Below are 25680 nucleotides of genomic sequence, written 5' to 3' on the forward strand. Positions count from 1 at the left end.
ATCATTTATCAATTATAGAACGATGAAAATCATAGATCTTTACGTCATCAAAAAATATTTGGGAACCCTCATTTTTATGTTGGCGCTTTTGTCTATCATCATTATGGTTGTGGATGTGCAGGCGAAAACACCGAGAATTGAGAGCAACGGATTCACAGTTGGTTATTTTTTGCTTAATTTCTATCCGTTTTGGATTTTGAATTTGATTTTGACATTTATGTCGATTCTCGTTTTCATCACGGTAATTTTCTTCACTTCCAGAATGGCAAACAACACAGAGATTGTTGCCATCATCAGCAGTGGAGCCAGTTTTCATAGATTTTCGAGACCGTATCTCATCACATCTTTGCTCATATTTTTTGTTACACTAGCAATCAATCACTTTATTTTACCGTGGTCTAACATCAAAAAAAATATCTTAGAGCCTTATACTTACAACGCTGTAAACAAGGAGAAAATGCTTGGAAATATGAGCATTGCGTCCAACATTAGTGCTACCGATTATATTTTTGTAAACAGCTATAACAAAAAAGAAAACCGTGGATCTGGATATATGTATCAGAAATTTGATAAAAACAAAAAATTGGTTTATCAGATTTCTGCAATGGATATCCAATGGGATGTGAAGAAAAAACATTTCGTGATTAACAATTACACAGAAAGAACAGCTGGAAAGAACGACACAGAAATCTTAGGACAAGGAGCCACTAAAATTCAGGATTTCAAACTGCCTCCTTCCGAGTTATTTCCGGATAAATTGGTAGCTCAAAACAAAACCACACCCGAATTATTAACCATGATAGAACGGGAAAAAGCAAAAGGAAACAACAACGTAACATCCTTCTACAACGAGCTTTACCAAAGAACATCTATGCCAGTTTCTATTATCATTTTGACGTTCTTAGGATTATCATTATCATCTCAGAAGAAACGTGGAGGATTGGGTATTAACCTTGCATTAGGAATTGCATTAGCCTTTTTGTTCGTATTCTCGTTTCAGGTTTTAACTGTTGTTTCCGAAAACAAATCGTTACCACCATTATTAGCAATGTGGCTACCGAATATTTTTTTCGCACCTATTGCCGGATATCTTTACATCAAAAGAGCAAATCAGTAAAGTAGTTCTATCTCTTTGTGAAAGAATTTTTGCAAACCCTCATTTTCCAGTTCAATCCAAAGAAAACCATTTTTGTCAGCATTTTTGATAATGCCATTTTGTCTTACATTATTTTTTTGAAAGACCGAAATCTCTTCTTTTCTGAAAAGAGAATTATTGTAAATATTTAGAATTTCTTCTTCTGAATCAATCTGTTCTATTTTTGAAATTAAGTATTGATGAAATTGAGTGGCGAAATCTTCTAAGTCAAAACTTAATCCTGTGATAGACAAGATAGAACCAGCTTTTGGAAGATGAGAAAAATCGTTTTGAAGAATATTAATTCCAATCCCAATGATATAATATTCTTTTTTCGCTACTTTTTTCTTTTCGATGAGGATGCCACAAACCTTTTTTCCATTAAGGATAATATCGTTGGGCCACTTTATTTCAACATTTCCATTTGTCAGATTGGCAAGAAAATCCCGAACAATAATAGCGGTATAATAATTGAGGAATGTATCGGAAATATTGATCTTTGAAGTTTTTATAGCAAGGGAATAAGCTAGGTTTTGATTTGGAACCACTTTCCAAATGTTACCATATTGTCCACGACCTTGTGTCTGGTTAAAAGTAAAAACAGCAGTTGGTTCGTCTTCATTCAAAAGCAGGATAATTTCGTCGTTTGTAGAAAAACAATTTTCGAGATGGAATAATTGGCTCATTTATGAAAACTTTAAGAGATAATAAACATGAGAAACAAAAGATAAATAGATAAAAATCAATAAATTTGCAAATTAGACAATTTTTTGAATGAGTAAAATTACAGAAAAACAATTATTAATCGACAAAATCGTAGATTCGATTCAAGATACAAAAGGTGAGGACATCTTGGTTTTTGACCTATCAGGCATAGAAAATGCAGCAGCAGAAACATTTATTATCTGTAGTGCAAATTCGAACACACAAGTTTCTGCAATAGCAGGAAACATCCAAAAAAATGTAAGAAACGACCTTAACGACAGACCTTGGCACGTAGAGGGAACAGAAAACTCTATGTGGGTTTTGGTAGATTACGTTTCTGTGGTTGTGCACATTTTCCAAAAAGAAATTCGCGAATACTATGACATCGAGGAATTTTGGGGAGATGCCAAAATCACGAAAATAGAAAGCTAAAAAAGATGCATCATTGCATCATCAATTTTTAAAAAATAAGAATGAATAACAAAGGATTCAACTGGTTTATACCCGTTTTATTGGGACTCATTTTACTCATATTTCTTCCGGGACTTTTGGGAGATTCTATGGTGAAAAATATAGATGAAAAGGAGTTTTATACGCTTGTAGAAAAAGGCAAAGTGGGCGAAGTAATGGTCTATAGAGACAACTTCAAAGCCGATGTTTATCTTACAAAAACAGCTAAGGCAGAATTACAAACCGGAGAGAAAAAGAGCGACCCTCTTTCTGTAATCAACATCAAACCAAATCCAGACTATGTCTTGACTTATGGTGATCTTAGATATTTCCAAGAGCGCTTTGAAAACATCAACTCCAAACTTCCAACCCAAGCAAGAATGGAGTTTGGTAAAAGCCAAAGTGGTTTTTCCGAATTGCTATTTACTTTAGCGCTTTGGGGTGGGCTTTTTGCATTGCTTTATTTTTTTATTTTCAGAAAGATGGGCGGTGGTGCTGGAGGTCCCGGTGGACAAATCTTCAGTATTGGAAAATCAAAAGCCAAATTATTTGACGAAAAGGACAAACTGCAAGTAACTTTCAAAGATGTTGCAGGATTGGAAGGCGCCAAAGAGGAAGTTCAGGAAGTTGTTGATTTTTTGAAAAATTCTGAAAAATATACAAAATTGGGAGGTAAAATCCCAAAAGGTGTTCTTTTAGTTGGCCCTCCGGGAACTGGTAAAACTTTGTTAGCGAAAGCTGTTGCTGGTGAGGCTAAAGTTCCTTTCTTCTCATTGTCTGGTTCAGATTTCGTAGAAATGTTCGTGGGTGTTGGAGCATCCAGAGTTAGAGATCTTTTTGCTCAAGCTCGCACAAAATCTCCAGCCATTATTTTCATTGATGAGATAGATGCTATTGGTAGAGCAAGAGGAAAAGGTGGATTCCAAGGTGGTAACGACGAACGCGAAAATACGCTTAACCAACTACTTACAGAAATGGATGGTTTTGGTACAGATGTAAACGTTATCGTAATGGCTGCTACAAACCGTGCTGACATTCTGGATAAAGCATTGATGAGAGCTGGACGTTTTGACCGTTCCATCTATGTAGATCTTCCTGAACTTCATGAGAGACAACAGATCTTTGAAGTTCATTTGAAAAAAATAAAGTTAGACGATTCTATCGATAGAGAATTCTTAGCAAAGCAAACCCCGGGTTTCAGTGGAGCAGACATTGCCAATGTTTGTAATGAAGCTGCACTTATTGCAGCAAGAAACTCTCACGAAGCTGTAAACAAACAAGACTTCTTGGATGCAGTGGACAGAATAATTGGTGGACTCGAAAAGAAAAATAAAGCCATCAAACCTTCCGAAAAAAGAAGAGTGGCTTTCCATGAGGCTGGTCACGCAACCATCTCTTGGTTGGTAGAGCACGCTGCACCATTGCTTAAAGTAACTATCGTTCCGAGAGGACGTTCTCTTGGAGCAGCTTGGTATCTTCCAGAAGAAAGACAGCTGACTACAACTCAACAGATGTTGGACGAGATTTGTGCAACTCTTGGAGGTAGAGCTGCAGAACAAGCTGTTTTTGGAAATATTTCTACAGGTGCTTTGTCAGATCTTGAAAGAGTAACAAAACAAGCTCAGGCAATGGTTACAATTTATGGACTGAATGACAAAGTGGGAAATATCTCTTATTACGACAGTTCAGGACAGTCTGAATATAGTTTCGGAAAACCTTATTCTGAGCAAACGGCAAAATTAATTGACGAAGAAATTTCTAAATTAGTAGAAACTCAATATCAGAGAGCTATTACAATTCTTACTGAAAATAGAGATAAATTAGATGCATTGGCTAATAAATTACTCGAAAAAGAAGTAATTTTCCGTGAAGATCTGGAAGAAATCTTCGGAAAAAGAGCTTGGGATCCAGAATTAACGGAAAAACCTGTGTCTAGTTTAGACAATCCTGCTGATGCTGGAAATGTCTTAAATACAGAGAGTTAAATTGATGATCTATTCATAAAAGAATAAAAAAATCCTATATTATTTAGGATTTTTTTATTAAAATAAAGTTTTGGTTTTTAGAGTATTATAATAATTCTTTACATTTGTAATAATTAATAAAAAAAGCACAGAAATTGAGTCTGTTTAAAAAACTCGTTAACAAGATAATGAATCAGTCCGAAGAAGAGGAGCCGGATGTAACAAAACTGGCCGATCAACTTCATGATGCCGATTTGGACTATAAATTTGCGCAACTTTTTACGCATTCCGGAGGATTCTTTAATTATTGTGCAGATGAATCTGAAGCCCTTCAAACCTTGAATCAAATCGTTAAGATAGAACAAATAAGTAATGTATTCTGTTGGGATCAGGATTTGAAAAATTTTTTGGATGTTGTAAAGATTCCTTACTCTGCCGAATTGACCGAAGAGAACGATGCCGCTTTCATCACTTGTGAGTATCTAATTGCTTTTGACGGCAGAATCATGCTCTCTCATAACAATATCCTTCATTACCATTCTTCTCGTTTGCCGAGTAAGATTATCATCATGGCCAATGTTTCTCAGATTACACATAATTTGAACGAGGCAATGATGAAGGTAAAACGCGCAGGAAACCTCAAGAATCTAACATCCATTAGCGGAAGCCAATCCAAGTTAGACACTCCGAATAAGGATAATACCAAACTTTTCTTACTTTTGTTGGAAGATTAAACTTCAGCTTTGGATAAAAATTTAATTCAACGGACTATTTCGGGATTAGTTTATGTTTTCGTCATAGCGATTTGTACTACGCCTTTGGGTGAATATTTGCTTGGCAATATTATTCCGGATTTAAAACAACAATATCTTTTTTATGGATTGATAACATTCTTCCTTGTTGTAGGACTTTATGAATGTATCAAGATTATGAAATTTGATAACAGCTTTTATAAATGGCTAGTTTTTCCGGTAGCAGCTATCATCTATTATCGATTCAGTAAGCGTTTTTTTTATCACGGTTTTTTCTTTGATGTTAACTTCAGCGAGATTTTAGCTTTAGCATTGATTCCTATTGCAGCTATTACATTATTCAAATATTCTCAGGAACTTTATTTTGAAAATGGCAAATTGATTTTCACTGTTATTTATTTAGCGTTGCCTTTTGGATTTGCATTAGGCTTACCAAAATTCAGTACTCTTGATCCAGATAAACCATTTACATTAGAAGTATTTATGCTTTTCGTCTTGATATGGAGCAGTGATACGTTTGCTTATCTCACTGGGAAATTCTTCGGAAAACATAAGATGGCTCCCAAAATTTCTCCTAAAAAAACCTGGGAAGGATTTGCTGGAGGTGTAGTTCTGACATTGATTCTAGGCTTTTTCGTTGAGAAATATTTCCCTGAACTAAGAGGAAACTGGATGATTGTTGGATTATTGACCGCAACCTTTGCACCTTTGGGCGATTTGGTAGAAAGTCAGCTAAAGCGTAGTTTTGCAGTGAAAGACAGCGGGAACATCATTCCTGGACACGGTGGAATTTTGGATAGACTAGACAGTTTTATCATTTGTGCGCCAGTGATTTACCTCTATTTTATTTTAGAAAAATTATTTTAAAAGACTATTATGAAACTACATAAAGAATCAAAAGGAACACTAATTGTTGCGATTTTGTTCATTGCATTTATTGCAACCATATCTATTTATTATTTACAATTATGGTCATTAATCATCTTAATTCCGTTATTAGTAATGTTAGGATTGATTTTCTGGTTTTTCCGAGTGCCAACAAGAGCGATTTTGGACCATACAGAAAATGTGATTGCACCCGTTGACGGAAAAGTCGTCATGATCAAAGAGGTTTTCGAAGATGAAGTTTTGAAAGCTAATTGTATTCAGGTTTCTATTTTTATGTCACCTCTTAATGTTCATATCTGCCGTTATCCGGTAAGTGGAGAAGTGAATTACAAAAAGTATCATCCAGGAAAATATCTGGTGGCTTGGCACGAGAAATCTTCTACCGAGAATGAGAGAACAACAGTTGCTGTAAAAAGTTTAACGAATCATCAAGTGGTTTTCCGCCAGATTGCAGGTTATGTTGCCAGAAGAATTGTTTTCTATTGTAATATCGAAGATAAAGCCAAAGCAGGACATGAATTCGGATTTATCAAGTTTGGATCCAGAATGGATGTTTTCTTGCCTCTTGATACAGAGATCCTTTGCAAAATTGGAGACAAAACAAAAGGTGGTCTGGATGTGATTGCCAGACTTAGAGATTAAAAATTCAAATTATACAGATATAAAGAGACTTATTATTAGGTCTCTTTTTTGTTAATCCTATTTTTTTTCAGTTCGGTCTGAGTTTTTGACGATTCGGTCGGATAATTTTCTTTTTGATGTTCAGACAGTCTACTTTTGAACCATCAAATAAATTTAAAACAATGAAAACAACAGTATTCTTCTCTCTATTCTTAGTATTAGTATCATTTTTTTCTAAAGCTCAAATGGACCATATGTTCTATCAGCCAAAAAAGGAAATGAAACCTTTGGAATTCAAAAATATTGAAAACTTAAATCTTCCCGTAGAAAATGATACCATCACTGCGGTGGTCTTAAAACCAGAATCAAAATCAATCAATAAAACAATTTTATTTTTTCATGGAACTAGCGGAAATATCTCGACTTACCAATACATCACAAAACCATTGGTAGAAGATGGCTTCCAAGTGGTAATGGTGGATGTAAGAGGTTATGGAAAATCAACAGGAAAACCAACCCATTTGAATGTCGCAGAAGATGGCCAAAAAATGTTCAATTATTTATTAGCTAGAAAAGACATTGATAAAACTAAAATTTATCTTTACGGTGCATCTTTGGGTTCTCAAATCGCAACTCATTTAGCAAAAGATAATCAATCAAAAATCTCAGGATTGATTTTGGATGGAGGAATGACATCTTTCACAGACATTGCCATAAAATTCAAACCAGAAATGAAGGAAGTCATTGAAAAATATGTAACCTCTCCATACTCTGCAAAAGAAGATGTAAAATCTTTGGCTGGACTTCCAAAATTGTTCATCTACAGCAAGGGCGACTCAACAGTTCCCTTTGAACACGGACAAGTCATTTATAACAATGCACCTGAGCCAAAACAATTTCTAGAATTTTCCGGAGAACACATCCAAGGAATGGTCGTAGAAAAAGATAGATTAGTAAAAGCTATTGAACAACTTTAATATAATAAAAATCCCGATTCTAATTTAGAATCGGGATTTTGTAATTTTTATTTCAAAGCGATTTCAATTACTTCGCTCATATTGTTAACATAATTGACTTTCAGATTTTTAAGATAATCTTTTTTGATTTCCTCAACATCTTTTCTATTCGCCTCGCAAAGAATCACTTCCTTGATTCCGGCTCTTGTCGCTGCCAAAAGTTTCTCTTTGATTCCACCAACAGGAAGTACTTTTCCTCTTAAGGTAATTTCACCCGTCATAGCCAAGTGAGACTTCACTTTTTTGTTTTTGTAGCTGGAAACCATTGAGGTTAACATTGCAATTCCCGCAGAAGGTCCATCTTTAGGAGTTGCGCCTTCTGGAACGTGAACGTGGATGTTTTTCTTCTCGATATCATCTTCCGAAATTCCTAATTCCTCGTAATGAGCTTTGATGAATTCCAATGCAATTGTTGCTGATTCTTTCATTACATTTCCAAGATTTCCAGTCATTGTCAAACCACCTTTTCCTTTGGAAAGAATACTTTCGATGAACAAAATATCACCACCAACACTTGTCCAAGCCAATCCTGTTACAACACCTGGAACATCTGTGATTTCAGCTAAAGTTTTTGGTCTTGGAACTCCAAGGATTTCGTCAACTTTTTCAACAGAAATTTTCGGGTCAAATTCATTTTCCATTGCCAATTGCAAAGCAACCCAGCGAGCAACTCCGGCAATTCTCTTTTCCAATGTTCTCACACCACTTTCCGAAGTATGAGCATCGATAATATGTTTCAATTCAGGGTTTCCTAGTTTCAAGGATTTTGCATCCAAACCATTTTCCTGGAGTTGTTTTTTTATTAAGTGTCTTTTGGCGATTTCAATCTTTTCTTCCAAAGTATAACCGGCAATACTGATGATTTCCATTCTATCCAAAAGCGGACGTTGAACAGAAGAAAGCGAATTAGCTGTCGCAATGAACATCACTTTGGAAAGGTCATAACCCATTTCTAGGAAATTATCATAGAAATTACTATTTTGCTCAGGATCAAGAACTTCCAACAAAGCAGAACTCGGGTCACCGTGAATCCCTTGCCCGATTTTATCAATCTCATCCAAAACAATCACAGGATTGGATGTTCCGGACTTCTTAATGGATTGAAGAATTCTTCCTGCCATTGCACCAATGTAAGTTTTTCTGTGACCACGGATTTCACTTTCGTCGTGTAATCCACCAAGAGAAACTCGAACATATTTTCTTCCTAAAGAATCCGCAATCGATTTTCCAAGTGAGGTTTTTCCAACTCCTGGAGGACCAACCAAACAAAGGATTGGCGACTTCATATCATTCTTCAATTTAAGAACTGCAATATGTTCCAAAATTCTTTTCTTGATATCCTCAAGCCCAAAATGTTCTTTATCCAAAAGCTTTTCGGCTTTCTTCAAATCAAAATGGTCTTTGGAATATTTTTCCCAAGGCAAATCCGTGAAGAAATCCAAATAATTTCTCTGAACATTATAGTCCGGAGAATTAGGATGTTGGCGCTGAAGTCTTTGAAGTTCCTTTTGGAAATGATTTTCGACTTCAGCATTCCAAGTTATTTTTTCAGCTTTTTTCTTGAATTCATCAGCATCGGATTCAGCACCGCCACCTAATTCATCCTGAATGGTTTTGATTTGCTGATTCAAGAAATATTCACGCTGTTGTTTATCAAGGTCTTTGCTTGTTTTCTGATGAATCTGATTTTTCAATTCCAAATGGCGGAAATCGTCGTGCATCAATTCGTACAATGTTTTAGCACGTCCAATCAAAGTTTTTTCGTCCAACAATCTTTGCTTTTTGTCGGAAGAAAAATTACCGTTTGCTGAAACAAAATTCAACAAATCCTCCTGACCGTCAATATTTTTAAGTGCAAACTGCGCCGCATTCGGAATATTGGGGTCGATGTTGATGATTTTTTCTGCGAGGTCTTTGATATTGTCCATCAATGCAGAAAATTCTTCTTTATCTTTTGGTTGAGAATCTTTTTGTTTTGTGATTTCGGCTAGGAAATAAGGCTCCTGAGAAACCATTTTTTTGACTTTGAATCTTTGAACACCTCTCGTAATCGCTGTAATATTACCTTCTGGAAGTTTGATAATTTTGATAATCTTAGCCAAAGTCCCGATGGTGTAAAGGTCTTTCTCGGTTGGATTTTCCACATTCGGATTTTTCTGACTGATAATTCCGATGAGTTTATTTTCCTTTTGAGCTTCCTCCAGCAATTTTTTGGATTTTTCTCTTCCTGCTGTAATAGGAATCACCACTTTTGGGAACATTACCATATTTCTTACGGGAAGAATTGGGAAAAGCGTTTGATAATCATCACTTTCTCTAGTATCGAAGTCGGAAAAATTAATTTCTTCTGAAATAATTCCTACGCCTTCTTCAAAGATTTCTTCAAAATTGATATTTTCAAATTCTGTCATAATATAGTTGATGACATATTGTCATTAATCTTAATGGATATAAAGATTGATTCTCTATATTTCTTAGAAAATCAATCTGGTTCTATGTTGGATTATAATTTCGCAAGAGCTGTGCCATAGGAAAAAACAATACAATTTGTCAGTTTAATAAAAAGAAACTCTTTCAGAAATTATCTAAAAGAGTTTTATTTTTTTAAGTCTCGCTAATTTTGCAGATAAAGCAGATTTGGTTTAAAGTCTATCTGCTGAATTAGCTTAATCTGCGAGAAATTTACTTTTATATAATTTACACCAACATTCTCTGTGCTTTTTTTACACCTTCGACAAGAATATCAATTTCTTCCAAAGTATTGTAAACTGCAAAACTTGCACGAACTGTTCCAGCAATATTGAAGAAATCCATAATCGGTTGTGTACAATGATGTCCGGTTCTCACAGCAATTCCCATTTTGTCGAGAATCATTCCTGTATCAGAAGCAATTCCTGCACCTTCCAGATTGAAAGAAACAACGCCCGTTCTGTTGGCTTTTTCACCATAGATTTTGATTCCGTCTAGTTCCAGAAGTTTTTTCTGTGCGTAAGTTAGAAGTTCATTTTCGTGGATTTGAAGATTGTCGTGCCCAATTTGATTAATGAAATCAACGGCTGAACCAAGAGCAATATTTCCACCAACATTAGGCGTTCCAGCTTCGAATTTGAATGGCAAACCTGCGTAAGTTGTTTTCTCGAAACTGCAAACCGCAATCATCTCGCCACCGCCGTGGAATGGATGAAGATTTTCCAAAACAGATTCTTTACCATAAAGAATTCCGGTTCCCATTGGCGCATACATCTTGTGTCCTGAGAAAACAAAGAAATCGCAGTCTAGTTTCTGAACATCAATTTTGAAATGAGGCGAAGATTGTGCGCCGTCTATCAAAACATAAGCGTTAGAAAGTCTTCTTGTTTTCTCAATGATTTGTTCAATTGGATTGATGATTCCCAAAGCGTTAGAAACCTGATTTACAGAAACAACTTTTGTTTTTTCGTTAAGCCAAGAATCCAAAACATCGATTTGAAGAATTCCGTTTTCGTCCATTGGAATAACTTTCAGTTTTGCGCCAGTTCTTTCGCAAAGCATTTGCCACGGAACAATGTTGGAATGATGTTCCAAATATGAAATAATAATCTCATCATCTTTCTTAATCTGATTCGTCAAAGCATAAGCCACCAAATTGATTCCTTCCGTTGTTCCTTTGGTAAAAATAACTTCGTAATCGTGCTTTGCATTGATGAATTTTTGGATTTTCTGTCTGGAAAGTTCCATTTCTTCCGTTGCAATCTGACTCAAAGTGTGAATTCCGCGATGAACATTCGCATTGATGGTTTCGTAATATTTTTCCCAAGTTTCTAAAACTGAAATCGGTTTTTGAGATGTTGCAGCGTTGTCCAGATAAACCAATGGTTTTCCGTTGACCTGCTGATTCAGAATTGGAAATTGCGCTCTGATATTATTGATGTCGAACATTTTATTTTAGATATTAGAAGCTAGATTTCAGAAGTTAGATTAGTTGCAAACTTTAAAATCAATAATTAAACGTTGAATTGTTGCAGCCCGACTTGAGTGGTTGACCCCTTCGACAAGCTCAGGATAAACTCCAGGCGGATAAAGCTGCCCAAATAATTAATCTTGTTGTTTTAATTATTTAGAATGGGTCAAAGTTACGGCAAAATTTATTAAAAATTTCGATGTTAAATATTTATAAAATGAGTGTGATTCTTGTTTTTAGGAATAATTATTGAGTATTTTTGGGCAATTCATTTATTATTAACAAATAAATAGCGAAACTATGGCATTCGAATTACCGAAACTAGGTTATGCATACGATGCGTTGGAACCAACGATTGATGCGAAAACAATGGAAATCCACCATTCTAAGCACCACCAAGCTTATGTGGACAATCTTAATAATGCAATTGCAGGAACAGACCTTGAAGGGAAATCTCTTGAAGAAATCCAAAAAACAGGTACAGATAAACCAGCCGTGAGAAATAACGGAGGCGGACACTACAATCATTCACTTTTCTGGGAACTTTTGACTCCAGGCGGAAGCAAAGAGCCTGTTGGAAACGTGAAAGCTGAAATCGAAAAAATCGGTGGTTTTGAAAAATTCAAAGAAGATTTTTCTAATGCTGCTAAGACTAGATTTGGTTCTGGTTGGGCTTGGTTAGTGAAAAATTCTGACGGTTCTGTGGTTGTTTCTTCAACTCCGAATCAAGATAATCCACTAATGCCTGTTGCTGACGTTAAAGGAACTCCAATTCTTGGATTGGATGTTTGGGAGCACGCTTATTACCTTAATTATCAAAACAGAAGACCTGACTATGTATCAGCGTTTTTTGATGTGATTAACTGGGATAAGGTTGAGGAGCTTTATAACAAATAAAATTGTTGCCCCAACCCTAAAGGGAGCAATTTTTAACAGAAAAAACCACCAATTTTTGGTGGTTTTTTTTATGGATTTGATGAAGAATTTTCCGTTGCAGCAGCTTGTTCTTTTCTAGCTTTATCCTTTTCTTCTTTGATTTTTTGTGCTTCTTTTTCAGCTTTTTCTTTATTGAGTTTTTCCTGCTCTGCTTTTGCAACGGCAGCAAGACTGTCTTTTTCACGTTTTATTGCCACAGCATTAATCTTCGCCATTACACTTTCCGATGTTGCACCTGGACCGAAAGAATCTATTGCGGTTGTGTCATAAAGGATTTGCGGCGATGCATCCAATTGGTCTGAATTGTTGATAGCTGGAGCATTTTTGGAACAAGACGATACTGAAGCTAGAATCAAAAAGAAATAGAATTGTTTCATATAACAAATATCGAAAATTATTCGATATAAAACTCTGCAATCACTGGAAAATGATCTGATATTCTTACACTTCTATCCACTTTATAACTGATTGGTATTATTGATTCTGATGCAAAAACGTGATCAATTTTAATAGGAAATTTGAAATCGTGAAAACTTGTTCCACTTCCTTTTCCTACTTTCAGAAAAGTATCTTCCAAATTTTCGGATAAAGTATAATATTCGTAAGAATTGGGAACAGAATTGAAATCGCCGGCAAGAATAATTGGATAAGGCGAACTGTCCAAGAATTCTTTGATTGGAGCAATTTGACTTTGATGTTTACGGAATGTAGGAACTAGTTTACGAAGGATATCTTTTACTTTTTCTTCATTCACATTCATATCAGCAGTTGGTTTTACCATAGATTTGTCTAGGTAAAAAGGCTCCATATAAACATTCACGAAACGGACGATTTTCCCATTCACCTTGATATCAGCATAGATACATCGCCCGTTCTTGGCATCAGTTTCTACAATTCCACTTTCTATAATTGGAAATCTAGATTGGATTTTAACCACCGGAAAATTGCGTACGAAATAACTAAAACCCTTCAAATCTTCTGCACTTTTGTATTCCTGTGTCAGAACAACATCAACATCTTGAGCATTAAGAAAGTTATAAATATCTTCATCTCCAAACTTTCCTGACTTTCCGTTAAGCGAAATGATTTTTAGATTCGATTTCTGATTTTTAGTTGGTGTATAATTAATCCAACGTCTTGTCGGGATAATGAAAAACAATGACAGTATCAAAAAAACAACCGCTCGTTTTTTCCAAGTTACCATCCAGAAAATCAGAAATATAATATTAAGAATAATCAGAATCGGAAATCCAAGAGATAAGAGATTCAGAAATCCAAAAACACTTGGTGGGATATAAGCGTTCATTATTGTCCCGAAAAGCAGAACAATAATTATTAAATGAAAAATAGTTAAAATAAATCTAATAATTCCCATCTATTGGATTCGGTCTCGGTATTTTTTCCAGTTCCAGATGTAAAGAAAACCAATCAATGCACCGCCAAGATGGGCAAAATGTGCAATATTATCACCGCTGAATTGTCCAACGCCCAAGAACAATGAAATAACAATAATAACTGGCGTCAAATATTTTGCTTTGATAGGAAAAGGAATAAACATAAACATCAGCTTAGCATCTGGAAATAAAGTTGAAAAAGCTGCAATGATTCCGAAAATTGCACCTGAAGCACCAACCATTGGGGTTCTTAAGATTCCAAAAAGTTGTTGAGCTGCGTCATTTATATTTTCGTTATTAGAAAAATTAGGATAGTACTCTATATAATTATAATTAATTGTCTTATAAACTTGATGGATATCGAAGTCTTGATTGTTTAAAAAATTCGTCAATTGACTCACTTCGTAATAATTCCAAAGATTATATAATAAAAACCCACCTAATCCTGCTGCAAAATAAAGAATGATGAATTTTTTCTGTCCCAAAACTTGTTCTAGAACTGGACCAAAACTATAGAGTGTCAGCATATTAAAAACAATGTGCATCACACTTCCGTGCATAAACATATGCGTGATGATTTGCCAAGATTGGAAATTTGGAGACAAAGGAAAATACCCAGCTAATAAAGCTTTAAGATTAAGATTGGGGAGGAGAAAAGTTACCACAAAAAAAATCACATTTAGAATGATGATATTTCTAGTAACCGGTGTTATTTGAGGAAACATAACTTAAAATTTATTTTTAAAATCGTCAAACGGAACTTCCATCCAACATTTTTTTCCGTTCACCGTATATTGTGGAAATCCAAGGTCAATGAAATCCTTTACCAATTGCTCGACTTCGGTTTTATAAATGAAATCGAATTTGGATTTGGTTTTGAGTTTAATCCATTGATATTCAAAATATTTTGAAAATTCTTCTTCAGTTCTGTATTCCAAAACTTCAAAGATTTTTTCTAAGAATTTGATGACCTGTGATTCCTTCAATGCTTCCGGAACTGTTTCTATTCTCAAGACATTGTCCTGAGCCAAAGTCATTTCGAAGCCAAAATCCGGCAAGTATTTTTTGATGGATTTGTACTTGTTTTTCTCGATTTCGTTCAAGTGATATTCCAGAGAAAATAAAAGACTTTGCCCAGCTTTCTTGGTTGGCAGATTTTCTTGATGAGAAGACATCAACACGCGATGCATTCTTCCCAAATCCAACATATAAGTTTGTCCGTCTTTGTTCAAAAGCCAATAGCCATTGGGTAATCGGAAAAGATCTTCGTCCAGATCATCATCTTCAAAAAGATTGATTTTTGAAGGTGCAGCTTCGGAAGCTTGATATAATTCAGCCAAATTGATCCTTTCCTCTTCTGTCGTTTTTGAAACAGTAAAAGGATTGAAATCTCTATCCACATTAATCGCAGAAGGCATTGGCGAACCCGAAGCAGAACTTGCATTGCTTCTGCTAGGAGTTGGAGAGAAAAATGCTTCCATTTTTGGATCTCTTTCAAAATCCAGACTTGGTGCAACGTTATAGATCCCCAAAGAACGCTTGATTGTAGAACGCATCAAAGCAAAAATCAGCGCTTCATCTTCAAACTTAACTTCGGTTTTTTGAGGATGAATATTAACATCGATTTTCTCTGGGTCTAGTTGTAGAAAAAGAAAAAACGATGGAATATAACCTGGCTGTAACAATCCTTCAAACGCTTCCTGAACGGCTTTGCTCAAGTAAGGACTTTTGAAATATCGTCCATTAACAAAGAAAAATTGTTCTCCTCTTACTTTTTTAGCACCTTCTGGTTTTGCAACATATCCGTGTAAATCTACCCAACCGAGATCTTCTTTAATCGGAATCAAAAGCGGCTGCAGTTTCCTTCCAAAAACATCTACAATACGTTGCATTTGCCCACCTTTTCTCAGTTTGAAAATCGGTTCGTCATTATGGAATAATTCGAATTCGATAGTTTCGTGAGCTAATGAAACTCGCTGAAACTCATCAATAATATGCCGAAATTCTACATTGTCATTCTTAAGGAACTTGCGTCTCGCAGGAACATTGTAGAAAAGATTTTTGACAGAAAAATTAGATCCTTCAACGGTTTGAATCGGATCTTGAAACTGAAATTGTCCACCTTCTATATAAATATTGGTTCCAACAGGCGTTTCTTTTTGCTTGGTTTTCAGTTCCACTTGTGCAACAGCGGCAATAGAAGCCAGAGCTTCTCCACGAAAGCCTTTGGTTGCAATCTTAAAAATATCTTCTGTCGAACGGATTTTGGATGTTGCGTGGCGTTCAAAAGCCAATCTTGCATCGGTCTCGGACATTCCTATTCCGTTATCCACAACCTGAATCAAGTTTTTCCCAGCATCGCGAACAATCAGCTGAATCTTATCCGAACCTGCGTCCACCGCATTTTCCAAAAGCTCCTTCACTATAGAGGCTGGCCTCTGCACGACTTCTCCTGCAGCAATTTGATTGGCAACGTGATCTGGTAAAAGTTGAATGATATCTGACATCTTTAGAATTGAACTTTCAAAAATAAGGATAAGAATCGAGCGATGAAAGTTAAATAATTATAAAGAACTTGGGAAAATAATGATATTTTTGAAACTCAGATAATTAATCACCATCGATGAAAAGAGATCTCTACATAGATTTTGCCAAAGGATTAGCAACCATTTCTATTATCTTTATCCACACGGCTTTTTGGAGTGGGCAATTCTATATGCCTGTTGAAGCGCGAGTTTTCTCTTTGGTTTTTGATGTGGCATTGTTTTATGCTCTCAGTGGAATCACTTCCGGAAATAATATCGAGAAAACGCTTTATCGTCTGTTGAAGTTACAAATCACGTATATGATTTTTGTGACATTTCTGTTTTTTCTAGACTATTTTTTCAAAGTCTTTGGACTCACATTTTTTTCATTTGAATGGCTGAAAGATTTCTATTCGACATTTGGAAGCAAGTATGTTCCGAGCAGTGTTTCGTCTGAACCTCAATGGGATATTTTGGGAAATTGGTATCTGCACAGTTATTCTAATTGTGATACTTTTCCAGTCGTGATGGGAAGTTTCTGGTATTTGAAAGTGTATTATATCTTGACTGTTTTGGGCGTTTTGATTCTTAGATTTTTCCCGAAACATATCAATTGGTTTATTGGGATTTGTCTTGTATTAACTTTGATATTCAATATTTTTCCTCCATATTATCCAAACGGACAAGTGGGTTATGTCGCATTTTATATGGCCGTTTTCCTAGTTGCGAATAGAATGAAAGGTAAGAAAATCCCGACCAAAATAATTCCTGTTTTATACGGATTGGTTGCGATTACTTTGTCTTGGATGTTCTGGAATTATGGTGGCGATATGTTTTATAAACTCAACAAGCAAAAGTTTCCGCCAAAGATTCCTTATATCATTTGGACTTTGTTTTCACTCGTCACATTATTTGTTTTCTATAATAGATTGAAAATCACGAAACCAAATTTCCTTACTAATGTTGGACAAAACGCGATTTTCTTTTATTTCGGGCAAGGAATGAGTTCGTCTTTGGTCTATTTCCTCGTTGTTCCGTTGAAAGATTCTATGCCGTGGTATTTATTAGTTTTAATTATTTTCCCGCTTAATATTTTCTTAGCATTTTTGATTTCGAAAGGTTTGAAAAAAGTAGATGACCTAGGCTGGAAAGTTTTAGAATTTTTGAGAGAGAAAACTGCTTCTAAATAATTTTACACAAAGAATCTTTAAGTTTTTAAGTTTTCAAAAACATAAAATAATGAGTTACGATTTATATTTCTACAAAAGAAAATCTAGCAATTTATCGGAACAACAAGTAAGAGATTATTTGAACAATTCTAATTATTTTACCCTTGATGAAAATGGAAGTCAATGGAATTATTATAATGAAGAAACTGGAGTTTATTTTGGAATTGATTGGATCGAACCCAACACAGAAGCAGAAGAAATTGAAATTTGGGATAGTTTTGAAAGTTATGATAATTTGAATTTCAATTTTACAGTCAATTTTATCAGACCCAATTTTTTCGGTTACGAATCTTTTCCTATTCTGGATGAGATATTAGAAGATTTGGATTTATATGTTTTGAATATGCAGGATGAAATTGATCCGGACAATCCTCAAAAATTTGAAAAAGATTATCTTGGAAATCAATGGACTGTTCAAAACGAAAGACTTATAAAAGAAAACTTCGAAGCTTTTCAAGTAGATTTCTATCCAAAAGAACATTCCGATTATATCTGGAATTACCAATTTAATAGAAATCAACTTCAAAAAAATTTGGAAGAAGACATTTTTGTTGCAGGTTATATTCTTTTAAAAAACCACAGCGATGGTAAGATTTATAGAACTTGTGTTTGGCCAAATCATATTCCTGTAATTATTCCGCCTGTTGATTTTATCATTATTCAAAAAAATTATAAAAAGTTTTTTAGGAATGTCGAAGAAAGTGGATTGGTGTCCATTCAACAAATAGAAGACAAATTGGGAAAATATTTTGAAGATTTTGAATTTGAAATTCCAAACCTAAAAGTTGTCTATCAAAATAATGCAGACAAGATGCAAAGGGAGTTCAACGATTTAAAGATTGAATTCCAAGTCCATGATTTTGGCAATTTAATTTCTTTTGATAGGTTTGTAAATGTGAAACCTTAATATATTGTCTATCTCAAAAACTTCAAAAAAAAAGCGCTCCTAAAAAGCGCTTGTACGTTTTAATCATTTTTTTTTCTTCCGCTCATTGCAATGATTGCGACAATTATAATCAGAACAACGCCACCAATAATCCAATAAATAGGATTACTTTGCCATTCTTCCGTAGAAGTGGTTGTTGTATTAGTAGTTTTTACAATTGTAGAATCTTGAGCGAATGTAAGAACCGAAGAGAAAATCGCTAGAACGCTAAAAAGAAAACATTTAGCACGATTGATAAAAGTTAAATTTTTCATAATTTTATTATTTGGTTGATGAAGGATTTTCAACATTTGTGCCAAATTTCTATATAACCAATTACATCATAGTGATATGATATTTACATTCAAAAAAAATAATTTTTGTTGATAAATATTTAATAAACATCAAGCAAATCCTTATTTTTACAAAAAATATAAAATGTTCCGTCTTAAACTTCCTACAGATCCACGTTGGGCCAATATTGCCGAAGATAATCTTGAAGAGATTCTTACAGATCACGCTTGGTGCGAGCAAAAAGCAGCAACCAACGCCATTGGATTAATAACAATGGTTCCTGAACATACAGAGATGGTAACCGAACTTTTGGCAATTGCTCAAGAAGAATTGGATCATTTCAATCAAGTTCACGAGATCATCAAAAAAAGAGGTGGCGTTTTGGGCTGGACGAGAAAAGACGATTATGTGAATGACTTGATGAAATTCATTGTGAAAGGTGGTGACCGAAAAGATCTTTTGGTGGACAAAATGCTTTTCGCCGCAATGATAGAAGCCAGAAGTTGTGAACGTTTCAAAGTCTTGACAGAAAATATCAAGGACGAGGAATTGAAAAAATTCTATAACGACCTAATGATTTCGGAAGCGAATCATTATACGACATTTATTGGATTTGCAAGAGAACTTGGAGATCCAGAAAAAGTGAACAAACGCTGGGAAGAATGGCTGGAGTATGAAGCTCAAGTTATCCAATCCTACGGCAACAAAGAAACCATCCACGGATAAACTAGACACTTCTACTCCGCTTAGTGTGACAAACTAATGTGAAAAATCAATGCTGGAAGTGTCCGTCTGAGGCTCTCGAAGACTATAAAAATTAAAATGAACCGAAACCTTAACGATTATCTTCGTCTTTTTCTTAGATCTTTCCTTCAGGGATTGATTATTATTGGGCCGTTTGCCATTACGGTTTGGATTATTTTTACAGTCGTTTTTAGTATCGATAATTTGGTTCCATCAGTTTCGGGAAAATTTCCGGGACTTATATTTTTTATTGTCATTTTCGGGACAACATTTATTGGATATTTCGGGAACAAATTCATCATAGGAAGATTGATTGTTGATGGTTTGGATTATGTTTTGGAACACATCCCGGGAATCAAATTTCTTTACACTTCTTTGAAAGACGTTCTCGTTTCATTTGTTGGAGACAAGAAAAAATTCAATCATCCGGTTTGGGTCAAAACCAATGAGAATCCAGAGATTTGGAGGATCGGATTTTTGACACAGTCAGACATGTCCGCCGTTAATCTAGATCAAATGGTTGCCGTTTATCTGCCACATTCTTACGCCGTTTCTGGTTGGGTTATTATTACCAAATTCAACAACATAAAAGAAGTTACGGGAATGAGTTCCGCCGAGGCCATGAAGTTTGCTGTAAGTGGTGGCGTTGCCGGATTCCATTCAGACGATAACGTTTTCAAAGCACCAGAGTAGTTTTTAATTAATAATTAACGATTAATAATGAATATTTCTGTTCATTATCAGTCAACTTTTATCGAAATTAATTTTACTTTTTATTAGGGCAGCTTTTTCCGCCTTGCGTTCCCGCTTTTTTCTTTTTTATTCAAAAAAGAAAAAGAGCTCCACTCAAGTCGGGCTGCAGTTTCGTCCTAGAAAAGAAGTTATAATCATTTTCCACGAAATTAATTATTCATTATTAATTAATCATTATTATGAAACTACCTTATGCAGAGCCATTTAGAATCAAAATGGTCGAAGAAATATATCAATCCACCCAAGAACAACGCGAAGAATGGCTGAAAAATGCCAATTACAATTTATTCAATCTTAAAAGTTCCCACGTTTTTATCGACTTGTTGACAGACAGTGGAACAGGTGCAATGAGTGACAAACAATGGGGCGCATTGATGATTGGCGACGAAAGTTATGCTGGTTCCCGTTCATTCGAAGCTTTACAGCAAACTGTTGAAAAAATCACAGGATTTCCTTATCTATTACCAACGCACCAAGGTCGTGCAGCAGAAAATGTACTGTTCTCAGTTATGGTAAAAGAAGGCGACATTGTTCCTGGAAATTCCCATTTTGACACGACGAAAGGTCATATAGAAATCAGAAAAGCACATGCAGTTGATTGTACAATAGATGAAGCTTTTGATATTAATGATTTTCATCCATTCAAAGGAAACATAGATTTGGAAAAATTGGAAACGGTTTATAGCTCTCATCCAAAAGAACAAATCCCGTTTTGTTTGATTACAATCACTTGTAATTCTTCTGGTGGACAACCTGTTTCTTTGGAAAACATCAAAGCTGTAAAAGAATTGTCTGACAGATATGGAATCCCTGTTTTGTTTGACTCAGCGAGATTTGCAGAAAATGCTTATTTTATCAAGAAAAGAGAAACTGGACAACAAGATAAAACGATCAAAGAAATCTGTAAAGAATTATTCTCTTATGGTGATGGAATGACGATGAGTTCCAAAAAAGATGGTTTGGTAAACATCGGAGGTTTCATCGCTTTGAAGAATAGAGAAATCTTCGAACAAGCTTCGAATTTCACAATCATCTACGAAGGTTTTATTACTTATGGCGGAATGGCGGGAAGAGATATGTCAGCGCTTGCGTCTGGTTTGGAGGAAGCTACAGAGTTTCCTTATCTGGAAAGTAGAATCTCTCAAGTGGAATATCTTGGAAACAAATTGATGGAAGCCGGAATTCCTGTTCAAAAACCAATTGGCGGACACGCTGTTTTTATTGATGCACTTAACTTCTTACCGAATATCAAAAGAGAAGAATTCCCTGCACAAACTTTAGCAATTGAACTCTATAAAGAAGCCGGAATCCGAGGCGTGGAAATCGGAACGTTGTTGGCAGATAGGGATCCCGAAACGAGAGAAAACCGTTACCCAAAACTGGAGTTGTTGAGGCTGACAATTCCTAGAAGAACTTACACCAACAATCATATGGATTATGTTGCGACTGCGGTTATCAATGTTTTTGAGAGAAGAGATGACATCGTAAAAGGCTACAAAATCAAACGAGAACCAGAAATCTTACGACACTTCACCGTTCAGTTAGATAAAGCATAAAAATAAAAAAGAGAGCAAATTGCTCTCTTTTTTATTTTCTTTTACGTTGTTGATTCTGATTTTGCTGTTGTGACGACATTGTATCTGGCATCCCAGGAATTGCTGGTCCAGATGCTTTTCCTCCCTCACTAGCATCTAATTCTTGTTTTAGTTGCTTCGCTTTCTCTTCATCCACAGACATTTGTCGCGGCGGTTTTTGAGAAAGTGCATTTCCAGACTCATCTGTAAGCTCTAGTTTAACATCACTTTTCAGATACTTCAGCAGTTCTTTTGCTTTGATACCTTCTGGTGTTTTAGCATAATTAAGAACAATCTGTTCTAACTGCAGAATCATGATCTCTTTACCTGCAGTTTTCCCTGCATTATAGGCATTTAATAAGTAAAACTTAGGAACCAATGCATCTTTTGGATGATCTACAATTGCTTTATCTATCATCTCAGATGACTCTTTAAACTTCTCCGTTTCATAGAGTTTGTAAGCATCTGCATACAATTTTTCTACATCCGCTGTGGATTTATTAAAATCTTTGCTTTTAGGATTTTTTACAAATTCTGCATATGATGTATATGGATATTTTTCCAAAATGAGAGCCTTTGCTTTTTCTGCTTCAACAGGATTTTTTTCGTAATTGAAAACAAAAATATTGTACAAAGCCTGCAAATCTATCTCTTCATCTGGTTTTGCATCAACTAGATCAAAAAGAGTTTTTGTAGCCAGTTTTGTATTGCCAAAATAGTTCTCATACATCGTTCCCATTCCTAGGCTTGCTGTGTCTCTATCTTTTTTAAGCTTTCCTAATTCTCCGGCAGAAGTTGGGATTTTCTCAATATAAAATTCTGGCTCCAAACGTCTTGGGTCTGGAGCATTAGCTAATCCTAAAGCTTCATTTTTTAACTCCTCAATAGTTGACGATTTTGCAGAATAGCGCCAGTTATCAGCTAGGGTTCTGTTTCCCCACGTCTGCTTAAAAGAACTTTCTCCTCTCGGGATATTATTAGAATTAGCAAAGTAAAAGGTAGAACCTCCAGTAATCCCAAAGTTTTGAAAACTATTGGCATCTGTAGAATTGCCTGCAAAAATAGAATTGGCATTATAGTCAGAATTGTCAAAACCTTTGCTGCGCTCTGCTCTTCTTTTTTCTAGTTCTTCTGCCGCTTCTTTTGCTTTTATTTTTTCAATATGTTTCGCAAAATATTCTCTTTGCTGATCGGGAGACATTTTTGCTAAATTAAGTATACTATCATTTTTCTTAACTATATAATAGTTCTTTGACAGTTTTTTGATATTGGCAGTAAGACTCGTCAGTCTCTCTTTTTCCGGTTGATAGCTCATCACAGCCAAAGCACTATCATAATAGATACCTGCAGTAAGATAATCATCCTTAGAAAAATACTTCTTTGCAATTTCCGAGTATGTAAGTCCACGAATCTGTGGATCGGACTGTTTTTCCTTCAAAGCTTTTCTGAAAAAAGAATCTGCGATAGAATCTTTGGTTGCAGAAGTGGCAATCAAACCGCTTGCATAATACAACTCGTTTTTGCGAGAAGCGTAAGTTCCTTTTTTGGCAATATTAGTAATGTAAGCGATTGCTTTTTCGTAGCTATCTGTTTTGTTATCAAAAGTTTTAGCAATCTCGATTTGAGATTTCACCTCAAATTCATAGCTGTTAGCATATTTGTAAGCTGTAGCAAATGACTCTCTGGCCTCCTCTTTTTTATTAAGGCTAGAAAGAATCTGACCACGTAAAAAAGCAATTCTGCTTTTCGTTTTTCTTTCTTTGTTGTACGTGAAAGCTTCTTCTAAGACTTCGGCTGCAAGTTCTTTTTTGCCCCATTTCAGGAAATTGTCTGCTTGATAAACCTTTAGAATTCTTAGATGTTCTTTTTTAAGTTTGATTTTCGGATTTTCCTCAAGATCTTTGAAAACCTCATCAGCACGGTAATATTCTTTTAATTTGGTATAATTAGCGGCTTTGTAAATATGCGCCAAAGGAATCCTTTTATCTTTATCCATCGTATTGAAAAGATAACTAAGAGCATCCAAAGATTCTAGATATTTCCCTTGGTACATTCTTGCTTTTGCTAAAAGAATGTAAGCATCAAATATCTTCTTATTTTTCTCAACACCATTTACTAAAACAGAATATTTTGTAATCGCTTTTATAGCTTTAGCTTCGGTGATCTGTAGAATAGTTGCGCCTTTTTTGTTGCCATTATTCCCAGAGCTCGCCGCCATTGTTCCATTACTACTATTATTAAAACTAGCCGTATTAGCAGATCTAGAACTTCTCCCCCCAATTCCCATTGGCGCACCAGAATCGTTGTTACCACTGGAAAAACTATTGGGCTCAACAACAACATCCTCTGTTGTATAAACAGAGATATATGGATCATAAAAATTATCCACATGTGCTTTGTCTCGGTTTTCCATTTCAGCATTCAAAGCTTCTTTACTATTGAACAAAGTATTGTGGTATGTCATAAATCTATTGACTGGTCCACTTTTGGTTTTCTTTTTCTTTTTACGCGGATTACAGGCCAATACGCTTACAACAGCAAGTATGATTAGTAAATATTTTCTCATCTAATTATTTCAATTGGAAATTGAGTCTTCAATCTGTAAAAATAACGAAATTTTGCAAGGAAAATTATTTAATACTGACAGTTTTAAAAATCGCTCGGGAAACAGTTCATTTTTTTGAGTTCTTCGTAAACCAAATCTACCGGAAAACCCATCACAGAATAGAAAGACCCCGAGATGTTTTTGATTTTTGCCATTCCCAGCCATTCTTGGATTCCGTAGGATCCGGCTTTGTCAAAAGGTTTATAATTTTTGATATAAAAATTAATCTCTTCATCACTTATTTCCGAAAACTCAACATCAGTTTTACTGGTTTTGCTAATTTCCGAATCGGCAGTTTTAATAGTAAAAGCGGTGTAAACCTGGTGCGTTTTTCCTGAAAGACTTTTAATCATTTCAAAAGCTTCTGCTTCATCTTTTGGTTTGAGAAGAATTTTTTGGTCCAATGCAACAATCGTATCCGAAGTCAAAAGAACCTCATCAGTATTAACATCGAAAGCTTTCGCTTTTTTCTCGGAGACATACTTCGCAATTTGATTGGGTTTCAAATCTTCAGGATAAGACTCATCCACATCTATTTTAACGACATCGAATTGATAGCCTAATTGTGACAACAATTCTTTTCGCCTAGGTGAATTAGAAGCTAATAACAATTTCATTTTCAATAAACTAAGCTGATTTTGTTTCTTCGTCAAGATTCCATTTCCCTTGAACTTTCATCACTTGTTCTATCACATCACGAACCGCACCTTTCCCTCCAAATATTGGCGAAATATAATCCGAAATCGCCTTAACTTCTGGAACAGCATTAGCGGGACAAGCAGAAATCTCCGCCACTTTCATAATCCCAATATCAGGAATATCGTCACCCATCATAAGAATTTCGGAATCCTGTAAATTGTATTTTGATTTGAAATCTTCGTAGTCAGAAATCTTGTGAGAAGACTTGGCATAATAATCTTTGACACCCAGATATTCCATTCTGTTTTTGACCATCGGATCGTTTCCGCCTGTGATGATTCCGATGATATAATTCTGTTTCAAAGCCTGAACCACGGCATATCCATCCAGAACGCTCATAACACGTGACATATTTTGATCCGGCAAAAGGTAAACACTTCCATCTGTAAAAACTCCATCTACATCAAAAACAAAGGCTTTTATATTTTTAAGTTTTGGTAAGTAACTCATTTAAGATTTATTAAAAAATTAGAATAAAAAAGTCCCCAAAATTGAGGACTATAAAAGTAAGGATTTTATGTAGAAATTAAG

General features: G+C 35.2%; 24 protein-coding genes. 13 read left to right on the forward strand and 11 right to left on the reverse strand.

The window, feature by feature from the left end; translation table 11 throughout:
- Positions 1–22 precede the first annotated feature (22 nt).
- Positions 23–1117 carry an LptF/LptG family permease gene (locus RTY06_RS07655; protein WP_312823987.1) on the forward strand — a complete coding sequence of 365 codons (1095 nt, stop codon included), beginning with the start codon at positions 23–25 and terminating at the stop codon, positions 1115–1117.
- Here the strand turns inward: RTY06_RS07655 and RTY06_RS07660 are convergent.
- The gene (locus RTY06_RS07660; protein WP_312823989.1) at positions 1111–1821 is read right to left on the reverse strand and encodes a biotin--[acetyl-CoA-carboxylase] ligase; all 711 of its coding nucleotides are present in this window, start codon (positions 1819–1821) and stop codon (positions 1111–1113) included. The two genes, RTY06_RS07655 and RTY06_RS07660, sit on opposite strands and share 7 nt — an antisense overlap.
- 88 nt (positions 1822–1909) lie before the next feature.
- Here RTY06_RS07660 and rsfS point away from each other — a divergent pair, with 88 nt between their 5' ends.
- From rsfS to RTY06_RS07690, 6 genes are all read left to right on the forward strand, one after another.
- A complete protein-coding gene (gene rsfS, locus RTY06_RS07665) occupies positions 1910–2272 on the forward strand; it encodes a ribosome silencing factor (RefSeq protein WP_312823990.1) in 363 nt (120 codons plus the stop codon).
- Positions 2273–2313: 41 nt separating this feature from the next.
- Complete coding sequence (gene ftsH / locus RTY06_RS07670) at positions 2314–4275, forward strand: ATP-dependent zinc metalloprotease FtsH (RefSeq protein WP_312823992.1); 1962 nt, start codon at positions 2314–2316, stop codon at positions 4273–4275.
- A 134-nt stretch (positions 4276–4409) separates the two neighbouring features.
- Positions 4410–4988 carry an LUD domain-containing protein gene (locus RTY06_RS07675; protein WP_312823993.1) on the forward strand — a complete coding sequence of 193 codons (579 nt, stop codon included), beginning with the start codon at positions 4410–4412 and terminating at the stop codon, positions 4986–4988.
- A gap of 9 nt (positions 4989–4997) precedes the next feature.
- Entirely contained in the window at positions 4998–5873 is an 876-nt protein-coding gene (locus RTY06_RS07680; RefSeq protein ID WP_312823994.1) for a phosphatidate cytidylyltransferase, read from the forward strand.
- 9 nt (positions 5874–5882) lie between these two features.
- Positions 5883–6536 carry a phosphatidylserine decarboxylase family protein gene (locus tag RTY06_RS07685; RefSeq protein WP_312823995.1) on the forward strand — a complete coding sequence of 218 codons (654 nt, stop codon included), beginning with the start codon at positions 5883–5885 and terminating at the stop codon, positions 6534–6536.
- A gap of 161 nt (positions 6537–6697) precedes the next feature.
- Positions 6698–7492 (forward strand): alpha/beta fold hydrolase, encoded by a 795-nt coding sequence (locus tag RTY06_RS07690; RefSeq protein ID WP_312823996.1) that lies wholly within the window; start codon positions 6698–6700, stop codon positions 7490–7492.
- 47 nt (positions 7493–7539) lie between these two features.
- Here RTY06_RS07690 and lon read toward each other — a convergent pair whose 3' ends face one another.
- Both lon and RTY06_RS07700 read right to left on the reverse strand, forming a co-directional pair.
- Positions 7540–9942, reverse strand: coding sequence for an endopeptidase La (lon, locus tag RTY06_RS07695; protein WP_312823997.1), 2403 nt, complete (start codon positions 9940–9942; stop codon positions 7540–7542).
- A 286-nt stretch (positions 9943–10228) separates the two neighbouring features.
- Entirely contained in the window at positions 10229–11449 is a 1221-nt protein-coding gene (locus RTY06_RS07700) for a cysteine desulfurase (protein ID WP_312823998.1), read from the reverse strand.
- A 322-nt stretch (positions 11450–11771) separates the two neighbouring features.
- Here RTY06_RS07700 and RTY06_RS07705 point away from each other — a divergent pair, with 322 nt between their 5' ends.
- Entirely contained in the window at positions 11772–12368 is a 597-nt protein-coding gene (locus tag RTY06_RS07705) for a superoxide dismutase (protein ID WP_312823999.1), read from the forward strand.
- Between the two features lie 68 nt (positions 12369–12436).
- Here RTY06_RS07705 and RTY06_RS07710 read toward each other — a convergent pair whose 3' ends face one another.
- From RTY06_RS07710 to mutL, 4 genes are all read right to left on the reverse strand, one after another.
- The gene (locus RTY06_RS07710; protein WP_312824000.1) at positions 12437–12784 is read right to left on the reverse strand and encodes a hypothetical protein; all 348 of its coding nucleotides are present in this window, start codon (positions 12782–12784) and stop codon (positions 12437–12439) included.
- A 17-nt stretch (positions 12785–12801) separates the two neighbouring features.
- Positions 12802–13713 (reverse strand): endonuclease/exonuclease/phosphatase family protein, encoded by a 912-nt coding sequence (locus RTY06_RS07715; protein WP_312824001.1) that lies wholly within the window; start codon positions 13711–13713, stop codon positions 12802–12804.
- 69 nt (positions 13714–13782) lie between these two features.
- The gene (locus RTY06_RS07720) at positions 13783–14526 is read right to left on the reverse strand and encodes a rhomboid family intramembrane serine protease (protein ID WP_312824002.1); all 744 of its coding nucleotides are present in this window, start codon (positions 14524–14526) and stop codon (positions 13783–13785) included.
- A 3-nt stretch (positions 14527–14529) separates the two neighbouring features.
- A complete protein-coding gene (gene mutL, locus RTY06_RS07725) occupies positions 14530–16308 on the reverse strand; it encodes a DNA mismatch repair endonuclease MutL (protein ID WP_312824003.1) in 1779 nt (592 codons plus the stop codon).
- Positions 16309–16424: 116 nt separating this feature from the next.
- Between mutL and RTY06_RS07730 the strand changes: the two genes are divergently transcribed.
- Both RTY06_RS07730 and RTY06_RS07735 read left to right on the forward strand, forming a co-directional pair.
- Positions 16425–17516: an acyltransferase family protein gene (locus RTY06_RS07730; RefSeq protein WP_312824004.1), complete on the forward strand. Its 1092-nt coding sequence runs from the start codon at positions 16425–16427 to the stop codon at positions 17514–17516.
- Between the two features lie 49 nt (positions 17517–17565).
- Positions 17566–18462: a hypothetical protein gene (locus tag RTY06_RS07735; protein ID WP_312824005.1), complete on the forward strand. Its 897-nt coding sequence runs from the start codon at positions 17566–17568 to the stop codon at positions 18460–18462.
- A 59-nt stretch (positions 18463–18521) separates the two neighbouring features.
- Here RTY06_RS07735 and RTY06_RS07740 read toward each other — a convergent pair whose 3' ends face one another.
- Positions 18522–18755 carry a hypothetical protein gene (locus RTY06_RS07740; protein WP_312824006.1) on the reverse strand — a complete coding sequence of 78 codons (234 nt, stop codon included), beginning with the start codon at positions 18753–18755 and terminating at the stop codon, positions 18522–18524.
- Positions 18756–18918: 163 nt separating this feature from the next.
- Here RTY06_RS07740 and RTY06_RS07745 point away from each other — a divergent pair, with 163 nt between their 5' ends.
- The 3 genes from RTY06_RS07745 (at position 18919) to RTY06_RS07755 (ending at position 21827) form a co-directional block, all read left to right on the forward strand.
- On the forward strand, positions 18919–19500 hold the full coding sequence (locus RTY06_RS07745) for a tRNA-(ms[2]io[6]A)-hydroxylase (RefSeq protein WP_116033446.1): 582 nt from the start codon (positions 18919–18921) through the stop codon (positions 19498–19500).
- Positions 19501–19596: 96 nt separating this feature from the next.
- Positions 19597–20211: a DUF502 domain-containing protein gene (locus RTY06_RS07750; RefSeq protein ID WP_312824011.1), complete on the forward strand. Its 615-nt coding sequence runs from the start codon at positions 19597–19599 to the stop codon at positions 20209–20211.
- A 239-nt stretch (positions 20212–20450) separates the two neighbouring features.
- Positions 20451–21827, forward strand: a complete 1377-nt coding sequence (locus tag RTY06_RS07755) for a tryptophanase (protein ID WP_312824013.1) — start codon at positions 20451–20453, stop codon at positions 21825–21827.
- Between the two features lie 31 nt (positions 21828–21858).
- On the opposite strand, the gene RTY06_RS07760 is transcribed toward RTY06_RS07755, so the two are convergent.
- The 3 genes from RTY06_RS07760 to RTY06_RS07770 form a co-directional block, all read right to left on the reverse strand.
- Positions 21859–24411, reverse strand: coding sequence for a tetratricopeptide repeat protein (locus RTY06_RS07760; RefSeq protein WP_312824015.1), 2553 nt, complete (start codon positions 24409–24411; stop codon positions 21859–21861).
- Positions 24412–24494: 83 nt separating this feature from the next.
- Entirely contained in the window at positions 24495–25067 is a 573-nt protein-coding gene (locus RTY06_RS07765; protein ID WP_312824017.1) for a Maf family nucleotide pyrophosphatase, read from the reverse strand.
- A gap of 10 nt (positions 25068–25077) precedes the next feature.
- The gene (locus tag RTY06_RS07770; RefSeq protein ID WP_312824019.1) at positions 25078–25599 is read right to left on the reverse strand and encodes a KdsC family phosphatase; all 522 of its coding nucleotides are present in this window, start codon (positions 25597–25599) and stop codon (positions 25078–25080) included.
- Positions 25600–25680 lie beyond the last annotated feature (81 nt).

The sequence above is a fragment of the Epilithonimonas sp. genome (assembly GCF_032055105.1).
In the GTDB taxonomy this organism is placed as follows: domain Bacteria; phylum Bacteroidota; class Bacteroidia; order Flavobacteriales; family Weeksellaceae; genus Epilithonimonas.

Coding starts and splice junctions, on each gene's coding strand:
- RTY06_RS07655 (WP_312823987.1), top strand. CDS start 23: ATGAAAATCATAGATCTTTACGTCATCAAAAAATATTTGGGAACCCTC.
- RTY06_RS07660 (WP_312823989.1), bottom strand. CDS start 1,821: ATGAGCCAATTATTCCATCTCGAAAATTGTTTTTCTACAAACGACGAA.
- rsfS (WP_312823990.1), top strand. CDS start 1,910: ATGAGTAAAATTACAGAAAAACAATTATTAATCGACAAAATCGTAGAT.
- ftsH (WP_312823992.1), top strand. CDS start 2,314: ATGAATAACAAAGGATTCAACTGGTTTATACCCGTTTTATTGGGACTC.
- RTY06_RS07685 (WP_312823995.1), top strand. CDS start 5,883: ATGAAACTACATAAAGAATCAAAAGGAACACTAATTGTTGCGATTTTG.
- RTY06_RS07690 (WP_312823996.1), top strand. CDS start 6,698: ATGAAAACAACAGTATTCTTCTCTCTATTCTTAGTATTAGTATCATTT.
- lon (WP_312823997.1), bottom strand. CDS start 9,942: ATGACAGAATTTGAAAATATCAATTTTGAAGAAATCTTTGAAGAAGGC.
- RTY06_RS07700 (WP_312823998.1), bottom strand. CDS start 11,449: ATGTTCGACATCAATAATATCAGAGCGCAATTTCCAATTCTGAATCAG.
- RTY06_RS07705 (WP_312823999.1), top strand. CDS start 11,772: ATGGCATTCGAATTACCGAAACTAGGTTATGCATACGATGCGTTGGAA.
- RTY06_RS07710 (WP_312824000.1), bottom strand. CDS start 12,784: ATGAAACAATTCTATTTCTTTTTGATTCTAGCTTCAGTATCGTCTTGT.
- RTY06_RS07715 (WP_312824001.1), bottom strand. CDS start 13,713: ATGAACGCTTATATCCCACCAAGTGTTTTTGGATTTCTGAATCTCTTA.
- RTY06_RS07720 (WP_312824002.1), bottom strand. CDS start 14,526: ATGTTTCCTCAAATAACACCGGTTACTAGAAATATCATCATTCTAAAT.
- mutL (WP_312824003.1), bottom strand. CDS start 16,308: ATGTCAGATATCATTCAACTTTTACCAGATCACGTTGCCAATCAAATT.
- RTY06_RS07730 (WP_312824004.1), top strand. CDS start 16,425: ATGAAAAGAGATCTCTACATAGATTTTGCCAAAGGATTAGCAACCATT.
- RTY06_RS07735 (WP_312824005.1), top strand. CDS start 17,566: ATGAGTTACGATTTATATTTCTACAAAAGAAAATCTAGCAATTTATCG.
- RTY06_RS07740 (WP_312824006.1), bottom strand. CDS start 18,755: ATGAAAAATTTAACTTTTATCAATCGTGCTAAATGTTTTCTTTTTAGC.
- RTY06_RS07745 (WP_116033446.1), top strand. CDS start 18,919: ATGTTCCGTCTTAAACTTCCTACAGATCCACGTTGGGCCAATATTGCC.
- RTY06_RS07750 (WP_312824011.1), top strand. CDS start 19,597: ATGAACCGAAACCTTAACGATTATCTTCGTCTTTTTCTTAGATCTTTC.
- RTY06_RS07755 (WP_312824013.1), top strand. CDS start 20,451: ATGAAACTACCTTATGCAGAGCCATTTAGAATCAAAATGGTCGAAGAA.
- RTY06_RS07760 (WP_312824015.1), bottom strand. CDS start 24,411: ATGAGAAAATATTTACTAATCATACTTGCTGTTGTAAGCGTATTGGCC.
- RTY06_RS07765 (WP_312824017.1), bottom strand. CDS start 25,067: ATGAAATTGTTATTAGCTTCTAATTCACCTAGGCGAAAAGAATTGTTG.
- RTY06_RS07770 (WP_312824019.1), bottom strand. CDS start 25,599: ATGAGTTACTTACCAAAACTTAAAAATATAAAAGCCTTTGTTTTTGAT.